The following is a 21,054-nucleotide window of genomic DNA, read 5'->3' on the forward strand; positions in this document are numbered from 1 at the left end:
AAACATAGAATAAGATGAAAAAGAACAAATTTACGTTGGGATGGTTCTTCATCAGTCTGCTGATGGCTTTTGCCGTAACAGCTTGCGATGACGATGATGACAACGTGGCAAACGTTAGTTTTCCTGAAAAGCAAACGATTGGCGGTGTTGTAAGTGAAACGAAGAATTTGACATTTGATGCTGTAGCCGACTGGACACTAACATCTTCCAGTACATGGTGCTATTTTATTACGGAAGAAATCCCAGCTACCAAAGCTGCAGAGGGTGTGAAGGAATATTCCATTTCGGGCAGGGCGGGTAAACAAACCGTAACCATCGGCATCTCTGACGAAGGTCAGGACTATGATAATGCAACCGTTGCTTCCATCATCATCAACATGAACGGACAGGAAGCTGTGTTGGCTGAAGTAACCCGTAATGCAGCCGGACGCACGTTCAAACTCTATAAAAAAGGTGAAGGCGATGAATGGGTAGAAGTATCTGCAGAAGAAGGTATCGAAGCCGGTTACAGTGACTTCAATACATATAAAGCAATAGCAAACTTCCGTTTTTCAGCTACTAACCGTCCTGAATGGCTATCTATCGAAGGAGGTTCCATAGTAGGCTCTGCCAATCAGGAGGTAGAATTCGGTATCAAGGTAGTAGAAAATCGCCCGGACTTCAGTAAATATGCACAGGTAGGCAATATCAACTTTCAGGATGAAGAAGGTAAGTGCGTATTTACCTATTCTGTAAATTACAAGGGTATGAATCCGGAAGCGATGAACTATGAAGGTCCGAAGCCTTGGAATTGGGAAGTTTCACTTGATGGTAAAACCTTCATTCAAACTAACCAAGGCATCTCTGGCAACAGCGAATCTAATAGCTATAATAAATTTGTTGAATTCACTATTATAGCTTTCAATGACGAGTTCTATCCTATTTATGTTGAAGAATATGCGGATTGGCAAGGCAATGCCGGTTATGAATATTTTTTAGCTGACGATGAAGATGCTTGGATGAACCTTGAGGTTAAAGATCCTAAAACAGGTAAAGCTAGAGTTACTGTTCATCCTTTAGATCCGGAGGAAAGTGATATTGAAGAACGCACAGGCTATGTATTTGTGTTCCCCAAAGCGTTATATGATAAAATTGCAGAGGATCCTGAAAACGAAGATTTCGGATTGTTTGTAAGCAATGCTTCTAGTGAAGAAGGTATACCGGCTCAGAAAGAGTTGAGGTATGAATATACAGAAAGCAACTTACTGATGAATTTCATCCAGAAAAAGCAGAAGGAATCAGGCGGTGGGGAAGAAGAAAAGGCTATAGAAATCATCAGTCAGCACTGGGAAAGCTATGGTCAAACAGTAGAATGTACAGAAATAACAGGTGATGAAGCTGAGCCCTACAAAAGTGAATGGCAAGCAGCGAAAGTATTCACTGTAAAAGCCAGTACATGTCGATCTGTAAGAATAAACGTTCCTTTTGACGTTGATTCATTTGCAGCAGAATTAAATAAACAAGATGTTACAGATACATATTGCGCTGCTACAGAAGATGGTACTACAACAGCTATTGATCTTTGGAATTGTCAAGACATCGAAAGTGAACTTACCGTAGTAATTAGAGATGCTATGTGGCAAAAAGTTACCGTACTGCTAGTTCGTCCGTAAAATGAAAAAATAAAAAAATAAATGAACAAATATATTTCATTCTTTAAAACGTTCTTTGCTCCGTTGTTTATTTGCCTGATAGCAATGACAACGGTATTCACCGGTTGCTCTGATGACGATGACGAATTGCAGCAAACCGCCTTCGGCTATGTGCAGTTCAAAATTTACAAGAGCGCATCGGCTGCTACCAAGGGAATAGAGACGAGAGGCACCGACATGCTGGATAAGCTGGATGATGCCAAGAAAATCAAGGTGGTGATGCTGTATGACGGAAACACCATTGAACAAACCTTGATGCTCAACAGCTATAGTGCTGAAAATGCGGAGTTTGGCCTGCGCAGTGACAAACTGGAACTGCTGGCAGGTAACTATAAACTGATTGGTTATTATCTGTACGACAAACTGGATAACGAGATTTATGCCGGTACACCCAGCAATTATAAGTTTAACGTAGTGGCTGGCGGACTGAAAGTACAGGAACTGTTTGCCGATGCTGTAGCTCGCGGATTGGTCAACTTTAAACTTATTAAACACGGCTTGCCGGAAACTGAAGCAGCATCTCGCGCCAACGGTTATGAAGATTATCCGTTCTCTAATATCAAGGGTATCAACATCACGGTAAAGAACCTCTTTACACAAGAACTGACTACCATTGAAAAAGTGGAAGTGAAGTATGTGGAAAATTTGAAAGACGGTTATGCTCTCTGTGACACAACCGTGTGGTTGAAAACAGGCAGCTACCAGATTAGCTCTTATTCTACTTACTCTGATAAGAAGTGCGATTCCGGCAAATTGCTGGAAATAGCTACCGTGCCTACTTCAGAAACTTTCTTCGTGAAAGATAACGAAGAGTCAGAAGCCACTGTACCCATCCAGTTGAGTGCAACAGCTGAATATTTGAAGGACTACATGGCACTGAAAGAGATCTGGGAAAAACTGAACGGACCCAACTGGAAATACTACGGTGAAGCAGCTCCTATGGGTTGTAACTGGAACTTCGATAAGGAAATCGATATGTGGGGTGACCAGCCGGGCGTACAGTTACTGGACAACGGTCGTGTGGCATCACTCGTAATTTCCGGATTCGGTGCCGAAGGTGTAGTGCCCGATGCTATCGGACAGCTGACTGAACTGCGTATTCTGAACCTCGGTGCTCACGATGAACTCATCGGTGGACACCTGTTTGAAGGCGTAGGAACTTCAATGACCCCGGAACAGCGTCAAAGAATCCGCATGGATTATGAACAGAAATTCCTGTATCGCGACATCCGCGAGAATCTTTCACAAATTCTGATTGACGGTATTAATGCCAACCCTAACTTCAAACCTATCAAGAAGAGCAACCGCATTGACAAGAAGGACGTACAGTTCGGTAACCTGACCAACAACATCAGAGGTATCTCTAAAGCCCTGATGCGCTGCACCAAGCTGGAGAATTTTTTCATTGCCAACTCACCGATTGTGGTAGATAACTTCTGCGAAAAATTGCTGGATGAGGAAACTTCTGTTTACCGCAAAGCTTTTGAAGAAGAAGAAACTGCGTGGAGCTGGAATAACTTTACCATGCTGACCGATATGGAAATCTACAACTGCTCACAGCTGACCTCGCTGCCGATGAACATGCTAACAGAGTTGCCGGAATTGCAGATGTTGAACGTGGCTTGCAACCAAAGTATTGAAGGTGACAATTTGCTGGAAAACTGGAATAACTTCATCGACGGAAAGAGCGGCGAGAAAATTCAGGTGCTCTATTTGGGGTACAACAAACTGACTGAAATGCCCGAACATGAACAGTTGAAGAAGATGGTGAAATTGGGCTTGATTGACTTAACCAACAATTTCATCACAAAGGCAAACGCTTTCGGTAAGGAAATTAATCTGACCAAGGTTTATCTGGACTACAACCAAATCACTGAAATCGAGGCGGTAGATGGTTACTTCTGCGGATATTATGACATGGAATCATTCACTTGTACTTACAACAAGCTGACCGAAATGCCTGATATTTTCAACGCAAAATCCAAGTATGTCATCGGCTCTGTCAGCTTTGCACACAATGAAATAACCGGTATGCAAAACGGTGACAACCACCGTGGTGTGAACACCAACAATCTGGATTTGTCGTACAACCACCTGGAAAAATTCCCTGGAGTGATCATCAAAAAAGGTTCTCCGCTGGGCATCTTGATTCTGCAGGCCAACGGTATGAATACTATTAAGGAAGGTGACCTGGTAGGGCCGAACTCTCACCTGCTGACCAGTCTCGACTTCCAGTTCAACAAACTGAAAGAGATTCCTTTTGAAGATTTCGTACCGGAAAACATGCCTTATATCTATGGTATAGAATTCAGCTACAACCGGTTCGCTGAATTCCCGGTTGCTCCGCTGAACTGTAAAGGCCTGACCGTATTTGGTATCCGCCATCAACGTGATGAAAACGGTAATCGCTGCTTAAGCCAATGGCCTACCGGCTTGTATACTTGCCCCAGCCTGATGGCCTTCTTTATCGGTTCTAACGACTTGCGCAAGATTGAAGATACCATTTCACCGTATATCCGTATCTTTGAAATCAAGGACAATCCGAACATTTCTATTGATTTGACTCAGGTATGTCCGTATATCCAAGCAGGTCAATACCAACTGATTTATGACAAGACGCAGAACATTCAGGGATGCGATTATTTATTGGATTAAATAAAAAAGGAAAATGAAACATTTACTTAAAATAGCATTAGGATTAGTCCTCTGTCTGTGTGTGTTCACCGCTTGCGATGACGACGACAACGCTGCTGTCAGCGGCTTCAGCCTGAGCAAGACTGAAGTGGCTGCCAATGCAGAAGGAGGCAAGGAGACGGTCTCCGTAAGCTCGGAAGGCGAATGGGTGGCCAAATCATCCGAACCGTGGCTGAACATTTCGCCGGCCAACGGTTTCGGCAACACAGAGTGTGTCATCACCATTGACGAGGCTCTGAAGAACGAAGTGCGTGAAGCAGAAATCCGCTTCATACCGAAAGGACAAGCTCCCAAGGTAATCACAGTAACCCAGTTGGGTTATGGCAAAATGATTCACGTTAAAGAGACGGAAGTTAGCCTTAAAGCTTCAGACGTGTATGCCAAGCGATATTTTGAAGCTATCATCACTGCCAATGTTTCTTTTAAGATTGACTACGAATGGCTCACTACAACAGAAGGAGGTGTGAAACTGGAAAACTGGATTTCTCTGGAAAAGAAGAATGAACCGGTATTTAATTTGGAAAGCGCCCGCCCTCAAACCTACAAGGTACGCTTTGACTGGAAGATGAACCCGGAATGGATAGAGCGTCAGGCTAAAATTAACTTCATTCCTATGGAGCAGGACGGAAAATCAGCCGATGAGGTAGCGATTACTCCGATTCTGGTAACTCAGGCTGCTTCGCCGGTAATTACTGACGACCGTGCCGGAGACTCACTGGCTGTCCTAACCATCCACGAACGTCTGGCTTCGGATATCACTATCAATTCCAGCGAAAATATGATGTATTGGGATAACGTGACCTTATGGAAACGGACAGACAAGGGACTGCCGGGGCCGGAAGCTGTAGACCGCGTTCGTTCAGTGAACTTCGGTACCGTTACCATCAAAGAATCTCTTCCGCAAGAAGTGAGATACCTGAAGTATCTGGAAACATTCCAAGTATACGGTAATGCCAACACCATGCTGCTGAACATCGATCTGGAAAATCATATTTGCGAACTCGAATACTTGAAGAACCTGCAGATTGGCGGTTATGGTCTGGTGTCATTGCCTGAAGATTTTTATAGACTGGGAAATTCACTGGAAAGTCTGGACTTGAGTGCCAACAACTTCACCGGTGTACCCGCTGTATTGACTCAAGAAAACTTTCCCAAGCTGAAAAGTCTGATATTGAGCGGTAACCGCCGTTGGACAGTAAGCAATCTGAAAGATTCTCAATATAACAAAGATACAGAACTGGGCTTCCATATTAACATGAACGAGGATCCAACAGAAATAGACCAACTATTCTTGTGGGATAATCTGGAAGAACTGGTACTTTCTTATAATTATTTGGAAGGTACTCTGCCTACTTACGAAGGCAGACCAGGCTGGCAGGCAGATGATCTGAAACAATACGGAGATACGTTGAACTATCTGTTGAATGACGGCAAAAACATTCCAAAGATTCTGCCGAACATGAAGAGACTGACACTGAACCTGAACTTCTTTACCGGCAAAATACCCAATTGGTTGCGCTACCATCCGCACCTGTTAGATTGGTTCCCCGAAGTACTGATTTTCAACCAGCAGGAAATGGGAATCGACTCTAAGGGAACACCGGTGAAATTCAGCGATGAACCGACCAACTTTGAATATTACTTCGATGCTTATCCTAAATACAGAGAGAAATATGAAGTGGAAGGTGAAGACGAAACAATAAAACCAGAAGAACAAAAGAAGTAACCTATGAAGAAAGTATATATCTATGCACTTGCATATGCCCTGACGGCTGTTTCTTGCCAGGACAACGAATGGGGGGCCGATAGCGCAACTCCGCAGGCTCCTGAAATTGAAATTCCGATGGGAGCAGCAGACGGCGAACTGCTCATCAAGTTCGTCCCTGAAATGAGTGATATCCTGGACCAAACGCTGACGCGTGTTGGCGGGGTAGCCACCCGCTCGGGTATTCCTTCTACCGATGAGGTGCTCAACATCCTGGGTGCCTATCACTTTGAAAGAGTATTTCCGGTAGATCCCAAAACAGAAAAACGTACCCGCGAAGCAGGTATGCACCTGTGGTATATCGTTCGCTTTGACAAAGACGCTGACTTGAAAGAAGCTGCCCGACAGCTCAGAAAGTTGGGGGAAATTTCCAAAATTCAAAGTAATCCTACCCTCCAACGTGCTTACGACCCGAAGAAAAAAACGTTGTATCTCTCGGCCAGTGACTTGCAACATGTGACTCGTACCAGCGAAGGACTGACCTTCAACGACCCGGGATTGAAACACCAATGGCATTACCGGAACGCGGGTAACTACGACTTCGTGAAAAAAGACCGTGCCGAAGCTATTGCCGGTGCAGACGTAAATTGCGGCGAAGCCTGGGAACTGTGTAAAGGAGACCCATCTATCATTGTAGCAGTACTCGATGAAGGTGTGATGTGGAGTCACCCGGATTTGATTGCCAATATGTGGACCAATGAAGCCGAAGAAATCGGTTCTACTGAAGACAAAGACGGAAACGGCTACAAAGGTGACCGTTACGGTTACAACTTTGTGAAGAATACGGGTGTCATCAGCTGGACATCAGCTGATGACACCGGTCACGGAACTCACGTAGCCGGAACTATTGCTGCTGAAAATGGCAATAGTATAGGAGTGAGCGGTATTGCCGGTGGTGACGGTAATACCGGAAGCGGTGTGAAAATCATGACTTGTCAGCTGTTTGATGGTCAGTATGGTGCCACCTTGGCTGCTGAAGCGAAAGCCATTAAATATGCTGCCGACAACGGTGCGGTGGTTCTGCAATGTAGCTGGGGGTACAACTCTCCGGATGCCAACGAAGCACTGGGATATGTACCGGGACCGAAAAATGAACAGGATTGGGAAAACCAATATCCCCTGGAAAAAGAAGCACTGGATTACTTCATCCACAATGCTGGCTCGCCCAACGGTGTGATAGACGGTGGTTTGGCTATCTTTGCATCAGGTAACGAATATGCGCCTTCTTCTTCATTTCCTGCAGGCTATTCCAAATGTATTTCTGTCAGTGCCATCGCTGCCGACTATACTCCGTCTAGCTATACCAACTATGGTGCAGAAATTACACTTTGCGCACCGGGCGGTGACGGCGATTATTACGGAACGCCTGGAGTAGCAGATGACGAGTTTGCCTGGGAAGGGAAAACACAAGGTCTGATACTCTCCACTGCTATTAAAAACGGTCAGTATGCTTATGCCTATATGGAAGGTACGTCTATGGCTTGTCCGCATGTATCAGGGGTAGCGGCCTTGGGACTGTCCTATGCTGTGAAGCAACGTCGCCACTTCAAGGCCGAAGAATTCATAGAACTGATGAAAATTACAGCCAGAGACGATTTCTATCAGACATATGATGAAAAAGTAGAAAAACTGTATTATTACAATCACACGACTTTTGGCGCCCCTCCAACTTTGATGAATCTGATAGAACGTAAAGGGAAAATGGGTAGGCTGGTAGATGCCGGTGCATTGCTCAAGGCTATTGGTAATCACGGTTCAGACATGATTGTACCAAATGTATATCTGGCAACGGGGAAAAGTACATCTATTGATCTGGCTCGTTATTTTATAGATGGAGAAAGCCTGAGTTACAGTTGTACCGTTGCCAATGAAAATATTGCAACTATAAGTGTAGACAAGACGATACTGTCTATAAATGGCATTGCAGACGGTAGTACGACTGTGACTATCCAGGCTGGCAGTAAATCACAGACAATAACGGTTACTGTTCGTAAAAATGCTGGTGGTAGTGGCTGGTTATAATTGAGAGATTAAATGGACATGAAGAAGCGACAATTGATGATACTGACAGTCTTTGTGGGCGGATTAACCGGTTCCATTCCTGTAATAAAAGCGCAGGAATGGCGGTTAATGTCCCGTGAAGAGATAGAAGCCAAGGTACATCCTGTTTTGTTGGAGCAAGCCGGGGAATTTCTTCATTTTGATACGTGCCGCCTGTCAGTAGGTACCATAAATGAACAAAGTCAACCCAAAACCGTATACTTCCATTTTCAGAATGTAAGTCAGCAAACCATTACGTTGAACAAAGTTACCACTACGTGCGGTTGTACTGTTGCCGGATTCTGCAAAAAGCCATTGGCACCCAATGAGGAAAGTATTATTAGCCTGACTTTTCATCCCAGGAACAGACCAGGCACAGTTGATGCAGAAGCATTGGTATATACCAATCTGTCTGATTTTTCACCTGTGGCACGATTGTCACTATGTGGCTATGTCAGTGCGTCTGATGAATGGAATCACCTGCCTCAAAATATGGGACATCTACGACTTGCCCGCAAGCAGGTGTCATTCAGTAAAGCAGGAAAGACGACCATTGAACGCATAGCATGTGCCAATAGTGGAGATCACCCACTCAAACTGAATGCGTTACTGCTGCCTTCATGCCTAAAATTCCATACCGAACCTGCAGTACTTGCTCCCGGGCAGGAAGGTGATCTTGTGATTACACTTGATAAGGAAAAATTGCCCAGTTTCCATACTGAGGAGAAACATCTTTCTCTCATTATAGATGGTGTGATAGGCAAACCTTCGGAAAAAACAATTGAAGTAATTATTAAAAACTAAAAAATAAAAACAAGAAATATGAAACCCTTATTCAGAATAATGACACTTTTCTTGACGCTTTTCTGTTTCGCAGGCTGTGACGATGATGAGGAAGTACTGTCTACATTGAACGTTACAGCTGCTAATCTGGACGGGACTTGGAAATTGGTGGAATGGAACGGCGCTCCCCTGCAAGCAGGCAGTTACTGCTACATTACATTCAACCGTAAGAATAAGACTTATAAAATGTATGATAAGTTTGACAGTATGTACCCCAGTCTCAAAACGGGTAGTTTTGAGATTGAAAAAGAAAAGAATTTAGGCTATATCATTAGTGGGGACTATGATTTCGGCAATGGTGAATGGGCCAATTCCTATATCATAACCGATCTTTTGCCCACTTCCATGATTTGGACTATAAAAGATATTTCATCAGATGTACAAAAATTTGAACGCTGCGATAAGGTTCCCGAAGAAATAGAAAATGAAGTTCGAGACTTTTAGGAAGGTCTCAAAGTTCTTTAGTAATAACGAACGTTATCCGTAGAGGGAGTCAAAAACTCTTTTCTTGAAAAATTATCCCTACTACAGCTATGTGAAAAGAGTAGTTTCCATATTCAAGATGTTTTGGCACCTCATTTGACAATATAAAATTCTCAAAATAAATTCTATAACCTCTTCTATTTTAAGAGAGGAGTAATTAAAGTTTAACAACATTTAGAGGGCATGTCTGTGAAGATATAGCCCTTTTTTAGAAATGAGAGCACTGTCTTTGGAACAATGAAGAAAGTTTTTCTTTTCCAAAAAATAAACAATATTCAATGAGACAATGTGAATTACGATGTACACCCTTCCGTCTTTAATGTAACATATCAGATCACTAGTGTCCCATTAAAACTGGGACGAATTAAAAATAAAATAAACTTGGCCCATTTGGTCCTAATCGGACTATAGCTTTGGCCACAATTGCTTTTGCTTGATTTTGTATGCTACTGTATATCAATGATGTATGTGTAAATTGTATCTTTTTATAGCACATAAAATCTTGTACGCTCAAAAAGGGGGTACCTGCTATTGTAGACGGTTGTACATGCTTTAGCCTCTCTCCTTATAAATATTTACCAAGAGCAAAAATTAGCAGGTTGGTCAAGTTTTACCAGGCAAATGAATATCTGTCTTCCCACGTTCCTTCTCCAGGTCTTTTCACTATCAACTCCGTTGGGTAACCATTGGAATTTAACGTCCATTTAAAATCATAGTCACTAAAATAAAATCCCTGTGAGTCATGTGCATAGGGAGCATGCATCCTAAGCGGCAGATGCTTTGTAGCCGTACCGAGCAGCATACCTCCATAGTAAGCATATATCATCTCGTCCATATCCACATCCAGTAGTTCGTCAAACAGCATCAGACATCCCTTGTTTTCTATAGGAGTTGTAATCTCATCTGTTGTATAGTAGATTTCAGTGTCAGGCCATATGTAGTTATTATCAATTTTCCCATCGCCATTTATATCCTCGCCATCATAATCCAAAAAAGATTGGGTGGAAGTAGCCACGACATTACCATCCTTATAAGTAATCTTCGTTAACTCACCATCGCTTTCGGAACATCTCATTTCAATTAAATGTCCCTCGGTATCGTATTCCATCTCCCAAGTAAACTCATCGGTGTCGGGAATACCAGCGTGGTCTATTGATTTGCAGTATTTTACATAGCCATCACTGTTGAGCTGCAAGTTCAGTTCAGTCATATCACCGTTTTCGTCCGTCACTGTTATTCTGGCTGAATTTATTGAAGCCTCCGCTCGTGTACCAGGAAAATATTCGAAGACGGCCTTTTTGCCCTCATCAGTTGTAATGCTTGTTACCAGTCCATCTTTATTCTGAGAAATAAACATGCCTGAAACAGATTTTGGGAGTCCGCCTGTAAAAACTTTCGCTGGGTTTACTACAATAGAAGTATTTACACTGTCATCATTTTCATCATTATCATCACAAGCTATAAAGCCCAGACATAAACTCATGCTGACAATGATAGGGGTGATTTTGTTAAAAAAAATTATGGTTATAAAATGATTGTTAAATATAAATAAAATGTAATTATAATAAGAAACTGTTTAAAAATTATCCAATAATTTTGTTAAACATGATTTTACAGAAAGCAAGTTGAACCATTGTTTCGGCAGTGTCGGCATGATACTCATAGTCAATAGTGAGTCTTCTGAAGTTTTCCAGCCACGCGAATGACCTTTCAACTATCCACCGCTTGGGGATTACCTTGAATTTGGACGGGCATTCATCTGAACTGAGGACAACTACCAGCTCCCATCCGAACTTATCAAGTACCCAATCAGCGAGGTTTCCTCTATAGCCACCATCCGCAAGGATTTTGGCGAGACGAGGGAATTTGTAAGACAGTTTTTCAATAACCTCCGGTGCTCCCTTGCTGTCATGGACATTGGCTTCATGTACGGCTATAGCCATCAGATTGCCCTGAGTATCAACTATAATATGCTGTTTTCTGCCCTTAATCTTCTTGTTTCCATCAAGCCCTCTGTCAGAATCCACATGGTGAGATGTCTTGACACTACGGGAATCAATGATGCCAAGACTGGGGCTCTTCTCACGACCGGACTTTGTGCGAACTTGTGAACGGATGTTATCCAAAAGGTCTTCAATAACACCTTCGTTCTTCCATTTGCTGAAGTAGTAGTATACACTCTCCCAAGGTGCAAAGTCCTTTGGAATCATGCGCCACTGACAGCCTGTCTTGAGAAGATATAGAATCGCATTCATGATGTTTCTGAGAGAATATTTTCGCTTTCTTTCTTGCGGATTGATGATTTTTTCAATAACTTGCCACTGTTTATCAGTAAGGTTGGTTGAGTATTGTTCCATGACCTTAATTGATTGATACTCATAAAGTTATGAAATATATTTCGATTAACCAACTGATATTCAATTTATTATATATTCATATAACATTATTTTTCTACTAATTTTAAACAGCTTCTAATATTGCAAAGTTTCAAGTTTGCCAAAAATAGAAGTATAAATTATATTAAATAATACTCCTCAGATTTTGTTTGGTGAGAAAGCCGATCATATTCTCACGAATCAATATGTAAATTTTGCAGAACTAGTAATTTGTGTGACTGATAGAAATATAGAGTTGATATTTCTTCTCTGTTGTGTTCTTCAATTAATGCTTTATAATAACAAATTTAATCACTTTTCAGTAAACTTGGTCATTAATATTTTTACTGTAATAAGATGTTTTTTCTGTTTTATGAAATATTGATTAAATATGTCAACAAAAAAACGTGAAAATATGATAATGTTGCTTTGTCTTTCATATTTTTGCATTTGGAGAGAGCAACTCCCTCCAAGACATATTAGAATTTGAAGAAGCGTTATGCTTATCTTGTGAATTGGAAACATAGGAAATTTCACAATTACACACAAGGATGGCATAGTGGTTCTCACGCATATAGCGTGGGCTGCTATTACTGCATTCGTGTGTAAAGGTTATTCCTACGACCTCCAATTTAGAATGTAGCATAGGCATCCCACGTATTCTTATATTTAAATTGTTGATTTCAAGGGATTGCGAAATCATGTAGTATTAAGTAGTATCAATATGAAAGCAAAAATGATGTACATGTTCGGACTACTGGCAGCCTTTACACTGACTGCATGCTCGGACAATGAGAGTGAACCGTCTATAGTAACGGTGGAAAGTATCAGTATTTCACCTTTAAGTATCAGTTTGGAACGTGACAAGACCTATCAACTGCAAGCAGAAGTAACTCCCAAAGAAGCTACGGAGAAAAAGGTATCATGGAGTTCCTCGGACACACAAGTGGCAACTGTATCAGAAAATGGATTGGTGACAGGAGTGAATAGGGGCACCGCTACCGTCACAGCCACGGCAGGCGGCAAGAGTGCCACGTGCCAAGTGACGGTAACATGGGAGGTACAGTCCGTAACGGTATCGCCCGCTACCTTGACAATGACCAAAGTCGGCGAAACGGTCCAACTCACGGCTACGGTTGCTCCCGAAGGTGCCGGTGAAGCGGTTTGGAGTTCATCGGACGAGGCTGTTGCCACTGTCTCATCGGAAGGTCTGGTGACTGCTGTCGGCCAAGGCAACGCTATCATTACAGCCACAGCGGGCGAAAAGACTGCCACCTGCGAAGTGACCGTAGAGATTTCGATAGTCGAAGTGGAGGATGGACAAGCCACCGTGCAACTGGGGGGAGGTTCGCAGGAAGAATTGGCCGAGGCTGTCAGCAAAGCCGCCCAGGAAGGTGTCACCCGTTTCGTGCTTGTCGGCGACTATTCGGGAGTGGGACGATGGACGACCAATATATTCAATGGCATCAAGGCGGAAGTGATTGATTTTTCCGGCGTGACGGACTGGCCAGTGAATGAGGACGGGTTAGCCAGCGTTGATGCGAATGCATTCTATACTTACGAAGGCCCCGACTTCACGGGCATCCAAAAGGTCGTGCTTCCGAAAGAGGTGCAAGCCATAGGGGGGTATGCTTTCTACAAGTGTACCGGCCTGAAGTCGGTAATAGCACCGGGCGTGCAGGTAGTAGACCAAGGCGCATTCTCCGGCTGTAGTAGTTTAACGGAAGTAGAAATGCCGGGCGTGCAGAAAGTTGGTGTCGTTGCTTTTTCGTCTTGTTCCCAACTCACAAAGGTAAATATGCCTGAACTTACAGAAATAGGCAATAGTGGTTTTTCGTACACTTCCTTGACAAAAGTCGATTTACCCAATGTGACAACGGTGGGAGGCTCTGCTTTCTCAACGTGCAAACAGTTGACGGAAGTAAACCTTCCGAAAGTAACAACGATAGGGGAGATTGCAGACGAAGATGCCACCTCACGGATAGGCGGCACCTTTAACTACTGCTCGAAGCTGGAGAAAGTGTATTTGCCTGAAGTGACAACGCTGGGCGATATGGCTTTTAGTGGTTGTAAAGCATTGAAGGAGATAGAACTTCCGGAAGCTACTGAAATCGGCTTGTCGGCTCTGATGAATTGTAGTTCGCTGGTTAGTGTCCGGCTTCCGAAAGCTACTTATTTCGGTCGCGACGTATTTACAAGTTGTGAAGCTCTCTCCCAACTCTATCTGCTGGCAGAGGGAGGGATTAGTGTCCAAAACACGACTTTCGGTTCTGCCGACTCAATAGCCAAGAACGTAGACCTTACGCTGAATGCTAACAAAAAGGGGGAGACTTGGAATGAATTCTGGCAAAGGGAAGAATGGAAAGGCCATGCGTGGAAAAGCATCTCTTTTGCCGAAAACTAAAATTATGATATGTAATAGTCAAAACCGAACCTAAGTTTACGAAAACACGTACAATCTCTATATTGTCAAGATTTTATATTACCAACAAGAAGGGTGGTGCTGGCAAAAAGAAAATAAAATAGCTTTTTGCCAGCATATTTTGCTACTTTTGCTATGTGGTGAATAGATGAAAATAAGACTAAAGAAGTTACATTATTTTTTATTTCTGAATTGGTATTTTGACACTTCTGTTTTCTTAATCCCGCCTCATTTATATGCAAATTGTATGTTTTTAAATATAAATAATTGAGGTTTCAAATTTCGTAATGCACTTATTGTAAATATATTATATTAATATTTATAATATATTTAATTTTAACATTTTGTTGCTAGGATTTGTCCGCATTATGGAAGAACCATACCAATCAACCAGACACACAATATTATTTTGTAATAACCGGCAGCTTGTTTTTGTAGTGTAATATTCCGATATAGTTTTATATGTGCAAAGGTTAGAAAGCCCCCAGCGAGCTATCGCCAGAGGCTTGTTGTTAGAAATACACGTTTAGCATAAGATGGAAAATATAAAGTCACTTGACCCATTATTATAAAAGTCACCTGACCCACCTTTATAACCGAAACTGATCCACTTGGATTATAACCAAAACTGACCCTACAGAATTACCATATTTCAGTCTTGTTTTTGTACTTTAAAAAGCATTTTAACCCGGTATTATTAACCGAATAAAAATTTTAAAGAATGAAAATAAGAATCAAGCACATACTGCGGTGTTTCCAGTCAGGAATGAGTATCCGTAGTATCAGTTCTTCCCTTCTGATTTCACGTAATACAGTAAAACGGTATGTCCGTATATACGAAGATATGGGTATAGAGCTGGAACGCCTATTGAAAATGGACGAGCATCATTTGTATGAACTTTTCAGTGCTGAGACAGACAACGAATCAGCAGGATCTGCAGAGTATATGTATCTTCAAGAACATATACCAGAGTACATTAAACGACTTAAATCCCGTGGAACAACAAGAAGGTCCTTGTATGAGGAATATCTGAAAAACCGTCCTCAAGGTTACAGTTACTGTTCATTTTGCTTATATATCAGACGTGAGAAGGAAGTAAAAATACCTGTTGGACGCATAGATCATATAGCGGGTGATCAGATGTATGTGGATTTTGCCGGTGACAAACTCTATATTTCAGACAGTAATACAGGGAATAAGATTCCCGTAGAAGTCTTTGCTGCGATACTTCCTTGCAGCCAGATTACTTATTACGAGGCTGTACCATCGCAAAAGAAAGAATATCTTATCCAGGCATGTGAAAATGCTTTCCATTATTTTGGAGGTGTTCCCAATGCCATAGTTCCCGACAACCTCAAATCTGCAGTAACAAAGCCCGGTGGAATAGAGCCTGTAATAAATGATGACTTTGCTGCATTTGCAGACCATTACGGATGTGTTGTCTTTCCGGCAAGAGTTCGCAAACCCAAAGACAAGGCTTTGGTTGAAAATGCCGTAAGACTGCTTTACAGGGAGGTCTACTCAAAGATGACAGGATTGAAATTCAATGATCTTGAAGCCTTGAACATAGAAATAATGAAACATACGGATGCATTGAACAGTCGAAAAATGTACAACCGCAGCTACAGCCGTAAGGAGCGTTTCCTGGAGGTAGAGAAAGACAGGCTGCATACATTACCGACTACAAGATTTATATCAAAAAGCCGAAAAATGGCAACTGTCATGAGAAACAGTTATGTATCGCTTAACAATCACTATTACAGTGTCCCTAAAGAGTATATCGGCGATACTGTAGAATTACTGTATGATGAGGACACAGTGGAGATATATCATAAATTCAGACATATAACGACACACCGCAGAGATGATACTCCTTTCACATATTCAGAAAAACCTTCCCATAAACTTCCCGGAGTACTACATGAATACAGAATCAGAATGGATGATGTATACCGAAAGGCACGTGAAATCGATCCGGTAATGGAAGAGTATATAAAGCTAGTGGCTGTTGCCAAAAAATATCCCGTTCAGGCCGTACGTTCAGCTGATGGTATATTATGTCTTGTCGAACGTTTCGGACACGACAGAGTGGTTCTTGCATGCCAGATAGCAATGGAATCATGCATGTTCGGATTCAACGAACTTGAAAGTCTTCTGGTAAACAGGGAAGATGAAAAGTTTCATGTACAAATGGAAGGGCTGGCTCCCGAACTTACCACTAAACACAGAAATCTCAGAGGTAAGGATTATTTTAACTCTAAAAACATAGAAAAAAATGACAAGTAATAATAAAACAAACAGAACTGTCGAAAAAAATATGGACAGAATAATGGAGTTACTCTCTAAATTACGTTTTTACGGTATGCTTGAAACATACAGAAATGACTGCAGGACAACATCCTCTGATGGTATGACAAACGATGAGTTCCTGAAATGGCTTCTTGAAAGCGAGTATGATTACAGACGTAATGTAAGCATTGAACGACTGATAAGGTCTGCAAACTTCAGATATAAGGCATATATGGAGAAAATAGACTATACAATAAAACGGAACCTTGACAGAAACCAGCTCGAGAGACTTGCTTCTCTTGATTTTATAAGAGACGGACAGAATATTTTTATCACAGGAAGCTCTGGAACAGGCAAAAGCTATATAGCTTCAGCAATAGGATATGAAGCATGCAAAAATGGAGTCAGGACCTTATACTCTAATGCGTCAAAGCTTATGGGACAGCTTAAACTTGCCAAAAACAAGGGGACTATTGACGCAGAGATGAAAAAAATTGAAAAGTGTTCACTTCTTATTCTTGACGATCTGTTTCTTATAGGACTGGATGCCAAGGAAAGGTCAATCCTTATGGAAATAATAGAAGACAGACACGGATTAAAATCAATCATAATAACATCACAACTTCCTGTTGAAAGTTGGTATGATGCAATTGGTGATCCTACGGTAGCTGATGCAATCCTGGACAGAATTGTACATACTGCACACAAAATTGAACTTACGGGAGATTCTGTAAGAAAGATTAATGCTAAAAAGAAGTAGTATCTACTGTAAAGAATTATAATTAAAACTGACCCGGGTTAAAATGCATTTTTCTCTACTTAATTCTAATATATTTTTGATGGGTCAAGTGGGAGTATAATAGTGGGTCAAGTGACTTTATATTTTCCACCATATCTTCAAGTTTGAAGCGGAATAATTGTTTGGTTGCCGTACGGCCATAAAAGTAACCATCTACAGTACAATAAGCTATACAGGATGTGGAGTTGTAGTCAACTTGTTTGTCGGGAGGGTCCTGTGGCTTCAAGTAACGTCGCTTGACTTTCCAGTCGTTGGAAGGATCAATTTCATAAATGACGTTTTTTTGTGTGCTTACAGCATACAGTTTCTCTGTTACTTTATGATACATTACATCATTAACCAGTTCTGATATGATTTTCTTTGACAGGTTCTTTTTCTCACTGATTAATGCAAGACCCCCATTGTGTCCAAACCAAGAATAACATGAATAGTAATTACCTTCCGGATCACAACATCCTACTTTCAATCTCCAGCCTTCAATAGTTGTACTGGCGAGATCTCCGCCAATATTGTATCTACTTCCTGTTTTACCGCATACATTTTCCACTGTAAAACGGGAGATGTAACGGAATTTATTATCAAAGGTAAGAGAATCATTTCCTTTAACTACAGAAATGATGCAGGTATCTCCCGGCAATTTGGGAGCATAGACCATCAGAATATTTCCGGCTGCTTGTGAGATGTAACCTTTCTTTTTATTAAAGTATACTGATAATTTAGAAGCATCTGTTCCCAGATTTTCACCTTCTATTATAATTTTGGAGGAAAGATATCCTGAATCCGGATAAAAAGTAGTTAGTTTTAGAGGGCCATTATAATTACTGCCTGATTTATTGTCATCCGAACAGGCAAACTGCGTTATTACGGATAATCCCATAATGATTGGCAGTAAAGTTTGTGTGATTTTCTTTTTCATAAATAGTATTTAAGTATTAATACTCCTTGTCAAGGAGCGATTTAAGTAACTTTATTTACACCAAGGAGAAGTAGGGAACTTCGCTTGATGAAGTTTCTGAACGGATTGCTAAGATGTATTTTCCATGAATCTGATTTTAGGTGAATGATTAAGGTTATCTTATATGGTTGCCTGTTTTTTTATGGGCAATATTTCATTGTGTTTTCCTAGATATAGGACTTTATCTTACTTTATACTTGATTGATCTTTAATCATGTATGCTTTTGTACTGTTATGCGTACATTAAATGGACTTATTTTTATGAATTCATAAGCAGATTTGTTGATTTATTTATACTAGAAGGTTGACGTGTCATATCTTTTTTTTCTTCAATGCTGAACTATGCTGTTTTGTTTCTATAAAAATACAAATTGTATCTTAGTTCTTGTGGAACTTAATAGTATTAGAGGGAGAAAAGATAAATAATAGTCAATGAGTGTATTATGAATAAGAATGACTTTTATTATGTTTTGAGTACTAAATTAGATACTCAAATTGTAGTATTTTGATGAGGATATGTTGGAAAAAACATTTTATTAGGAGGAAAATAAAGAAAAAATGAGGTTATTATATTATTCTTTAAAAAATAGTTTTATATTTGCACACGTAAAAATGAGATTATTGGTGAATACAAACAGTATTGGATCTATTTAAAGACAGAATCAACCAAGTTCCACAAGAACTTATTTGAAATATCAAAGTTGCCGCATCAAAAAAGTGTCCATTCCTTTATTCCGTAATGAATTAAAGCATCTATAAAACGAGAAATACTGAGTCATTATCAGATTCCTACAAAGACCTTTTATTCTCACTTCAATGAGAATAACTTCTCACCCCTATGAGAAAATTTTCTCATAGAGATGAGTATTTTTTCTCATTAAGGTGAGACTTTTTTCTCAAAGGCATGAGAATACTTTGAGAATATAATAATATATATCTGACTGTGTACTAGTATAATAAAGAATAGTAGTATGCTTCCAACTTTATATGCTATTTGAATAGCTACATAAATGTCCTATCCCTAAAAATAGATAGTTTTTGGCTTGTCTAGTTGGAATAGCACTTAAATGGCTTATAATTGAGATTTTACTTCCTGTCAACTATCTCAAAAGGCACACGTACCGAAACTCCTTTCTTCATCAGGTTAGTCAGATTGGGGTAAAGACGTTGTTTGAATGATTCCCAATTACGGGATTTCATTTGTGTCCATCCGGCTTCTGCCAATGCGAAAGCGCGGGGATATGCCATATAAGTTGCCCGGTTTATGTCCCGTATGGCTTCTCCCCATAAAGTTCCCATAACTCCGGTGATATGAGCCTGATCTTCAGCGGACACGCCATATCCCGGGTCGAATTGATACGACTTTTCTAAAGTAGTAACGGGCATGCCCCAATTATTAAACTCGGGAAAATCTCCTTTCAGTTGCGGATAATCCAGATAAGCGTACTCACCTGGTGCCATGATAAGCGGATTACCATGTTTTCGGGTGAGTTCAAGGCATGTAGGCGTCAATCCTCCGCGCCAACTTACTAAAGTCACGTTTTTGGGATAAGGAAAGAGATAGTCGTTGGCAGGTGGATAAATGTTATTCAGTTCGCACCAAAGTATAGGAGTCTTATCGTTTTCTTGGACGAATGAAAGCATGCGGCTGAAAAAAGGAATCATGAGCTGTGATGCTTTCTGATAACCTAGTTCTTTCATCATAGCCTGACAACGGGTACACTTGGTCCAGTTCTTTTCTATTACAGCTTCGTCGCCTCCTAAATGTATATAATCGGATGGGAACAATGAAGATATTTCTTTGATGATATCCTGATAGACGGAATACACTTTCTCATTATTCGCACACAACATTAAATCTGTAGTTTTACCTACTATCTTAGGCAGCGTATCGGTATGAGTACATCCCAATTCGGGATAGGCAGCTAATATAGCTACTGTATGTCCGGGGATATCCAGTTCGGGAATGACCTCGATATTCCGTTGGGCAGCATATTGGATGATTTCGGCAAGCTGCTCTTGCGTATAATAATCTTTGCCGACCAATTTAGGATGTTTTTTTATTTCGACTCTCCATCCCTGGTCGTCTGTCAAATGCAGTTGGAGTATGTTGTATTTGTAACGTGCCATCTGGTCAATGAAGAACTTCACATCATTTACCGGAAGAAAATGACGGGCAGGGTCGAGCATCAGTGCCCGATGAGAAAAGCGGGGCGCATCATCAATGTGGACAGGAGCAATCTCTTTTTGTGCAGTGGCGCACGCGTCACCTAAAAGAAGCTGATCCATCGTCATGATTCCATAATAGACTGCTCCTGCGGTAGCTCCGCTGATAGTTATTCCTTTGGAAGTTATTTCGATACGATAGTGTTCTTTTCCATCCATTGCAGGATCAATTAACAAGCGGATATCAGCATGGCCGGATTCGGAGGCAAGTGGGATTTCTACTTGCATTCTGTCATATAATATATTTTGCAGTGTATTGGCAGTAAACTGCAACTCCGGCTGACCCATATAGATGGCCGTTTTTCCGGAACGGACAGTGAAGGGTTTCCCTTTTACTGAGGTAATCTGATTGGGCATAGGCAACAATGCCGAAGTGTTATTCTGGGCAACCAGATAACCGGCTAAAAAAAGCAGGCAAAGACAAGTATAAATTTTCATGGTCGATTTGGGGGTAAATGTTTTTGTATTCAT

The 21,054-nt window shown here is 41.1% G+C and carries 13 protein-coding genes; 9 read left to right on the forward strand and 4 right to left on the reverse strand.

The window, feature by feature from the left end; genetic code table 11:
• Positions 1–14: 14 nt before the first annotated feature.
• Genes K6V30_RS12345 through K6V30_RS12370 form a run of 6 tightly spaced genes read left to right on the forward strand, consistent with a single transcriptional unit; the run spans position 15 to position 9,477 of the window.
• On the forward strand, positions 15–1,652 hold the full coding sequence (locus tag K6V30_RS12345) for a DUF5003 domain-containing protein (protein ID WP_010537357.1): 1,638 nt from the start codon (positions 15–17) through the stop codon (positions 1,650–1,652).
• Between the two features lie 21 nt (positions 1,653–1,673).
• Complete coding sequence (locus tag K6V30_RS12350) at positions 1,674–4,346, forward strand: DUF4458 domain-containing protein (RefSeq protein ID WP_010537358.1); 2,673 nt, start codon at positions 1,674–1,676, stop codon at positions 4,344–4,346.
• Positions 4,347–4,359: 13 nt separating this feature from the next.
• Positions 4,360–6,111, forward strand: a complete 1,752-nt coding sequence (locus tag K6V30_RS12355) for a BACON domain-containing protein (RefSeq protein ID WP_055269887.1) — start codon at positions 4,360–4,362, stop codon at positions 6,109–6,111.
• Positions 6,112–6,114: 3 nt separating this feature from the next.
• Complete coding sequence (locus K6V30_RS12360; RefSeq protein ID WP_055269889.1) at positions 6,115–8,172, forward strand: S8 family peptidase; 2,058 nt, start codon at positions 6,115–6,117, stop codon at positions 8,170–8,172.
• Between the two features lie 18 nt (positions 8,173–8,190).
• Positions 8,191–8,994, forward strand: coding sequence for a DUF1573 domain-containing protein (locus K6V30_RS12365; RefSeq protein WP_029425443.1), 804 nt, complete (start codon positions 8,191–8,193; stop codon positions 8,992–8,994).
• Positions 8,995–9,012: 18 nt separating this feature from the next.
• Complete coding sequence (locus K6V30_RS12370) at positions 9,013–9,477, forward strand: lipocalin-like domain-containing protein (protein ID WP_010537362.1); 465 nt, start codon at positions 9,013–9,015, stop codon at positions 9,475–9,477.
• A 649-nt stretch (positions 9,478–10,126) separates the two neighbouring features.
• On the opposite strand, the gene K6V30_RS12375 is transcribed toward K6V30_RS12370, so the two are convergent.
• Positions 10,127–10,999 (reverse strand): DUF4595 domain-containing protein, encoded by an 873-nt coding sequence (locus tag K6V30_RS12375; RefSeq protein WP_055269892.1) that lies wholly within the window; start codon positions 10,997–10,999, stop codon positions 10,127–10,129.
• Between the two features lie 100 nt (positions 11,000–11,099).
• Positions 11,100–11,873: an IS5 family transposase gene (locus K6V30_RS12380; protein ID WP_010537365.1), complete on the reverse strand. Its 774-nt coding sequence runs from the start codon at positions 11,871–11,873 to the stop codon at positions 11,100–11,102.
• 742 nt (positions 11,874–12,615) lie between these two features.
• Between K6V30_RS12380 and K6V30_RS12385 the strand changes: the two genes are divergently transcribed.
• The 3 genes from K6V30_RS12385 (at position 12,616) to istB (ending at position 17,363) form a co-directional block, all read left to right on the forward strand.
• Positions 12,616–14,295 (forward strand): leucine-rich repeat protein, encoded by a 1,680-nt coding sequence (locus tag K6V30_RS12385; protein WP_029425446.1) that lies wholly within the window; start codon positions 12,616–12,618, stop codon positions 14,293–14,295.
• Between the two features lie 739 nt (positions 14,296–15,034).
• A complete protein-coding gene (gene istA / locus K6V30_RS12390; protein WP_055269897.1) occupies positions 15,035–16,600 on the forward strand; it encodes an IS21 family transposase in 1,566 nt (521 codons plus the stop codon).
• Complete coding sequence (istB, locus tag K6V30_RS12395; RefSeq protein WP_010535747.1) at positions 16,590–17,363, forward strand: IS21-like element helper ATPase IstB; 774 nt, start codon at positions 16,590–16,592, stop codon at positions 17,361–17,363. Before istA ends, istB begins: the two co-directional genes overlap by 11 nt.
• A 55-nt stretch (positions 17,364–17,418) precedes the next feature.
• On the opposite strand, the gene K6V30_RS12400 is transcribed toward istB, so the two are convergent.
• Together K6V30_RS12400 and K6V30_RS12405 are read right to left on the reverse strand one after the other, a co-directional pair.
• Entirely contained in the window at positions 17,419–18,318 is a 900-nt protein-coding gene (locus K6V30_RS12400) for an IPT/TIG domain-containing protein (RefSeq protein ID WP_010537369.1), read from the reverse strand.
• A gap of 1,125 nt (positions 18,319–19,443) precedes the next feature.
• The gene (locus tag K6V30_RS12405) at positions 19,444–21,021 is read right to left on the reverse strand and encodes a beta-N-acetylhexosaminidase (protein ID WP_010537370.1); all 1,578 of its coding nucleotides are present in this window, start codon (positions 21,019–21,021) and stop codon (positions 19,444–19,446) included.
• Between the last annotated feature and the right edge of the window lie 33 nt (positions 21,022–21,054).

Source organism: Bacteroides faecis (assembly GCF_020091505.1).
GTDB classification, from domain to species: Bacteria; Bacteroidota; Bacteroidia; order Bacteroidales; family Bacteroidaceae; genus Bacteroides; species Bacteroides faecis.

Coding starts and splice junctions, on each gene's coding strand:
- K6V30_RS12360 (WP_055269889.1), top strand. CDS start 6,115: ATGAAGAAAGTATATATCTATGCACTTGCATATGCCCTGACGGCTGTT.
- K6V30_RS12380 (WP_010537365.1), bottom strand. CDS start 11,873: ATGGAACAATACTCAACCAACCTTACTGATAAACAGTGGCAAGTTATT.
- K6V30_RS12370 (WP_010537362.1), top strand. CDS start 9,013: ATGAAACCCTTATTCAGAATAATGACACTTTTCTTGACGCTTTTCTGT.
- K6V30_RS12365 (WP_029425443.1), top strand. CDS start 8,191: ATGAAGAAGCGACAATTGATGATACTGACAGTCTTTGTGGGCGGATTA.
- K6V30_RS12405 (WP_010537370.1), bottom strand. CDS start 21,021: ATGAAAATTTATACTTGTCTTTGCCTGCTTTTTTTAGCCGGTTATCTG.
- istB (WP_010535747.1), top strand. CDS start 16,590: ATGACAAGTAATAATAAAACAAACAGAACTGTCGAAAAAAATATGGAC.
- K6V30_RS12350 (WP_010537358.1), top strand. CDS start 1,674: ATGAACAAATATATTTCATTCTTTAAAACGTTCTTTGCTCCGTTGTTT.
- istA (WP_055269897.1), top strand. CDS start 15,035: ATGAAAATAAGAATCAAGCACATACTGCGGTGTTTCCAGTCAGGAATG.
- K6V30_RS12375 (WP_055269892.1), bottom strand. CDS start 10,999: ATGAGTTTATGTCTGGGCTTTATAGCTTGTGATGATAATGATGAAAAT.
- K6V30_RS12345 (WP_010537357.1), top strand. CDS start 15: ATGAAAAAGAACAAATTTACGTTGGGATGGTTCTTCATCAGTCTGCTG.
- K6V30_RS12400 (WP_010537369.1), bottom strand. CDS start 18,318: ATGAAAAAGAAAATCACACAAACTTTACTGCCAATCATTATGGGATTA.
- K6V30_RS12355 (WP_055269887.1), top strand. CDS start 4,360: ATGAAACATTTACTTAAAATAGCATTAGGATTAGTCCTCTGTCTGTGT.
- K6V30_RS12385 (WP_029425446.1), top strand. CDS start 12,616: ATGAAAGCAAAAATGATGTACATGTTCGGACTACTGGCAGCCTTTACA.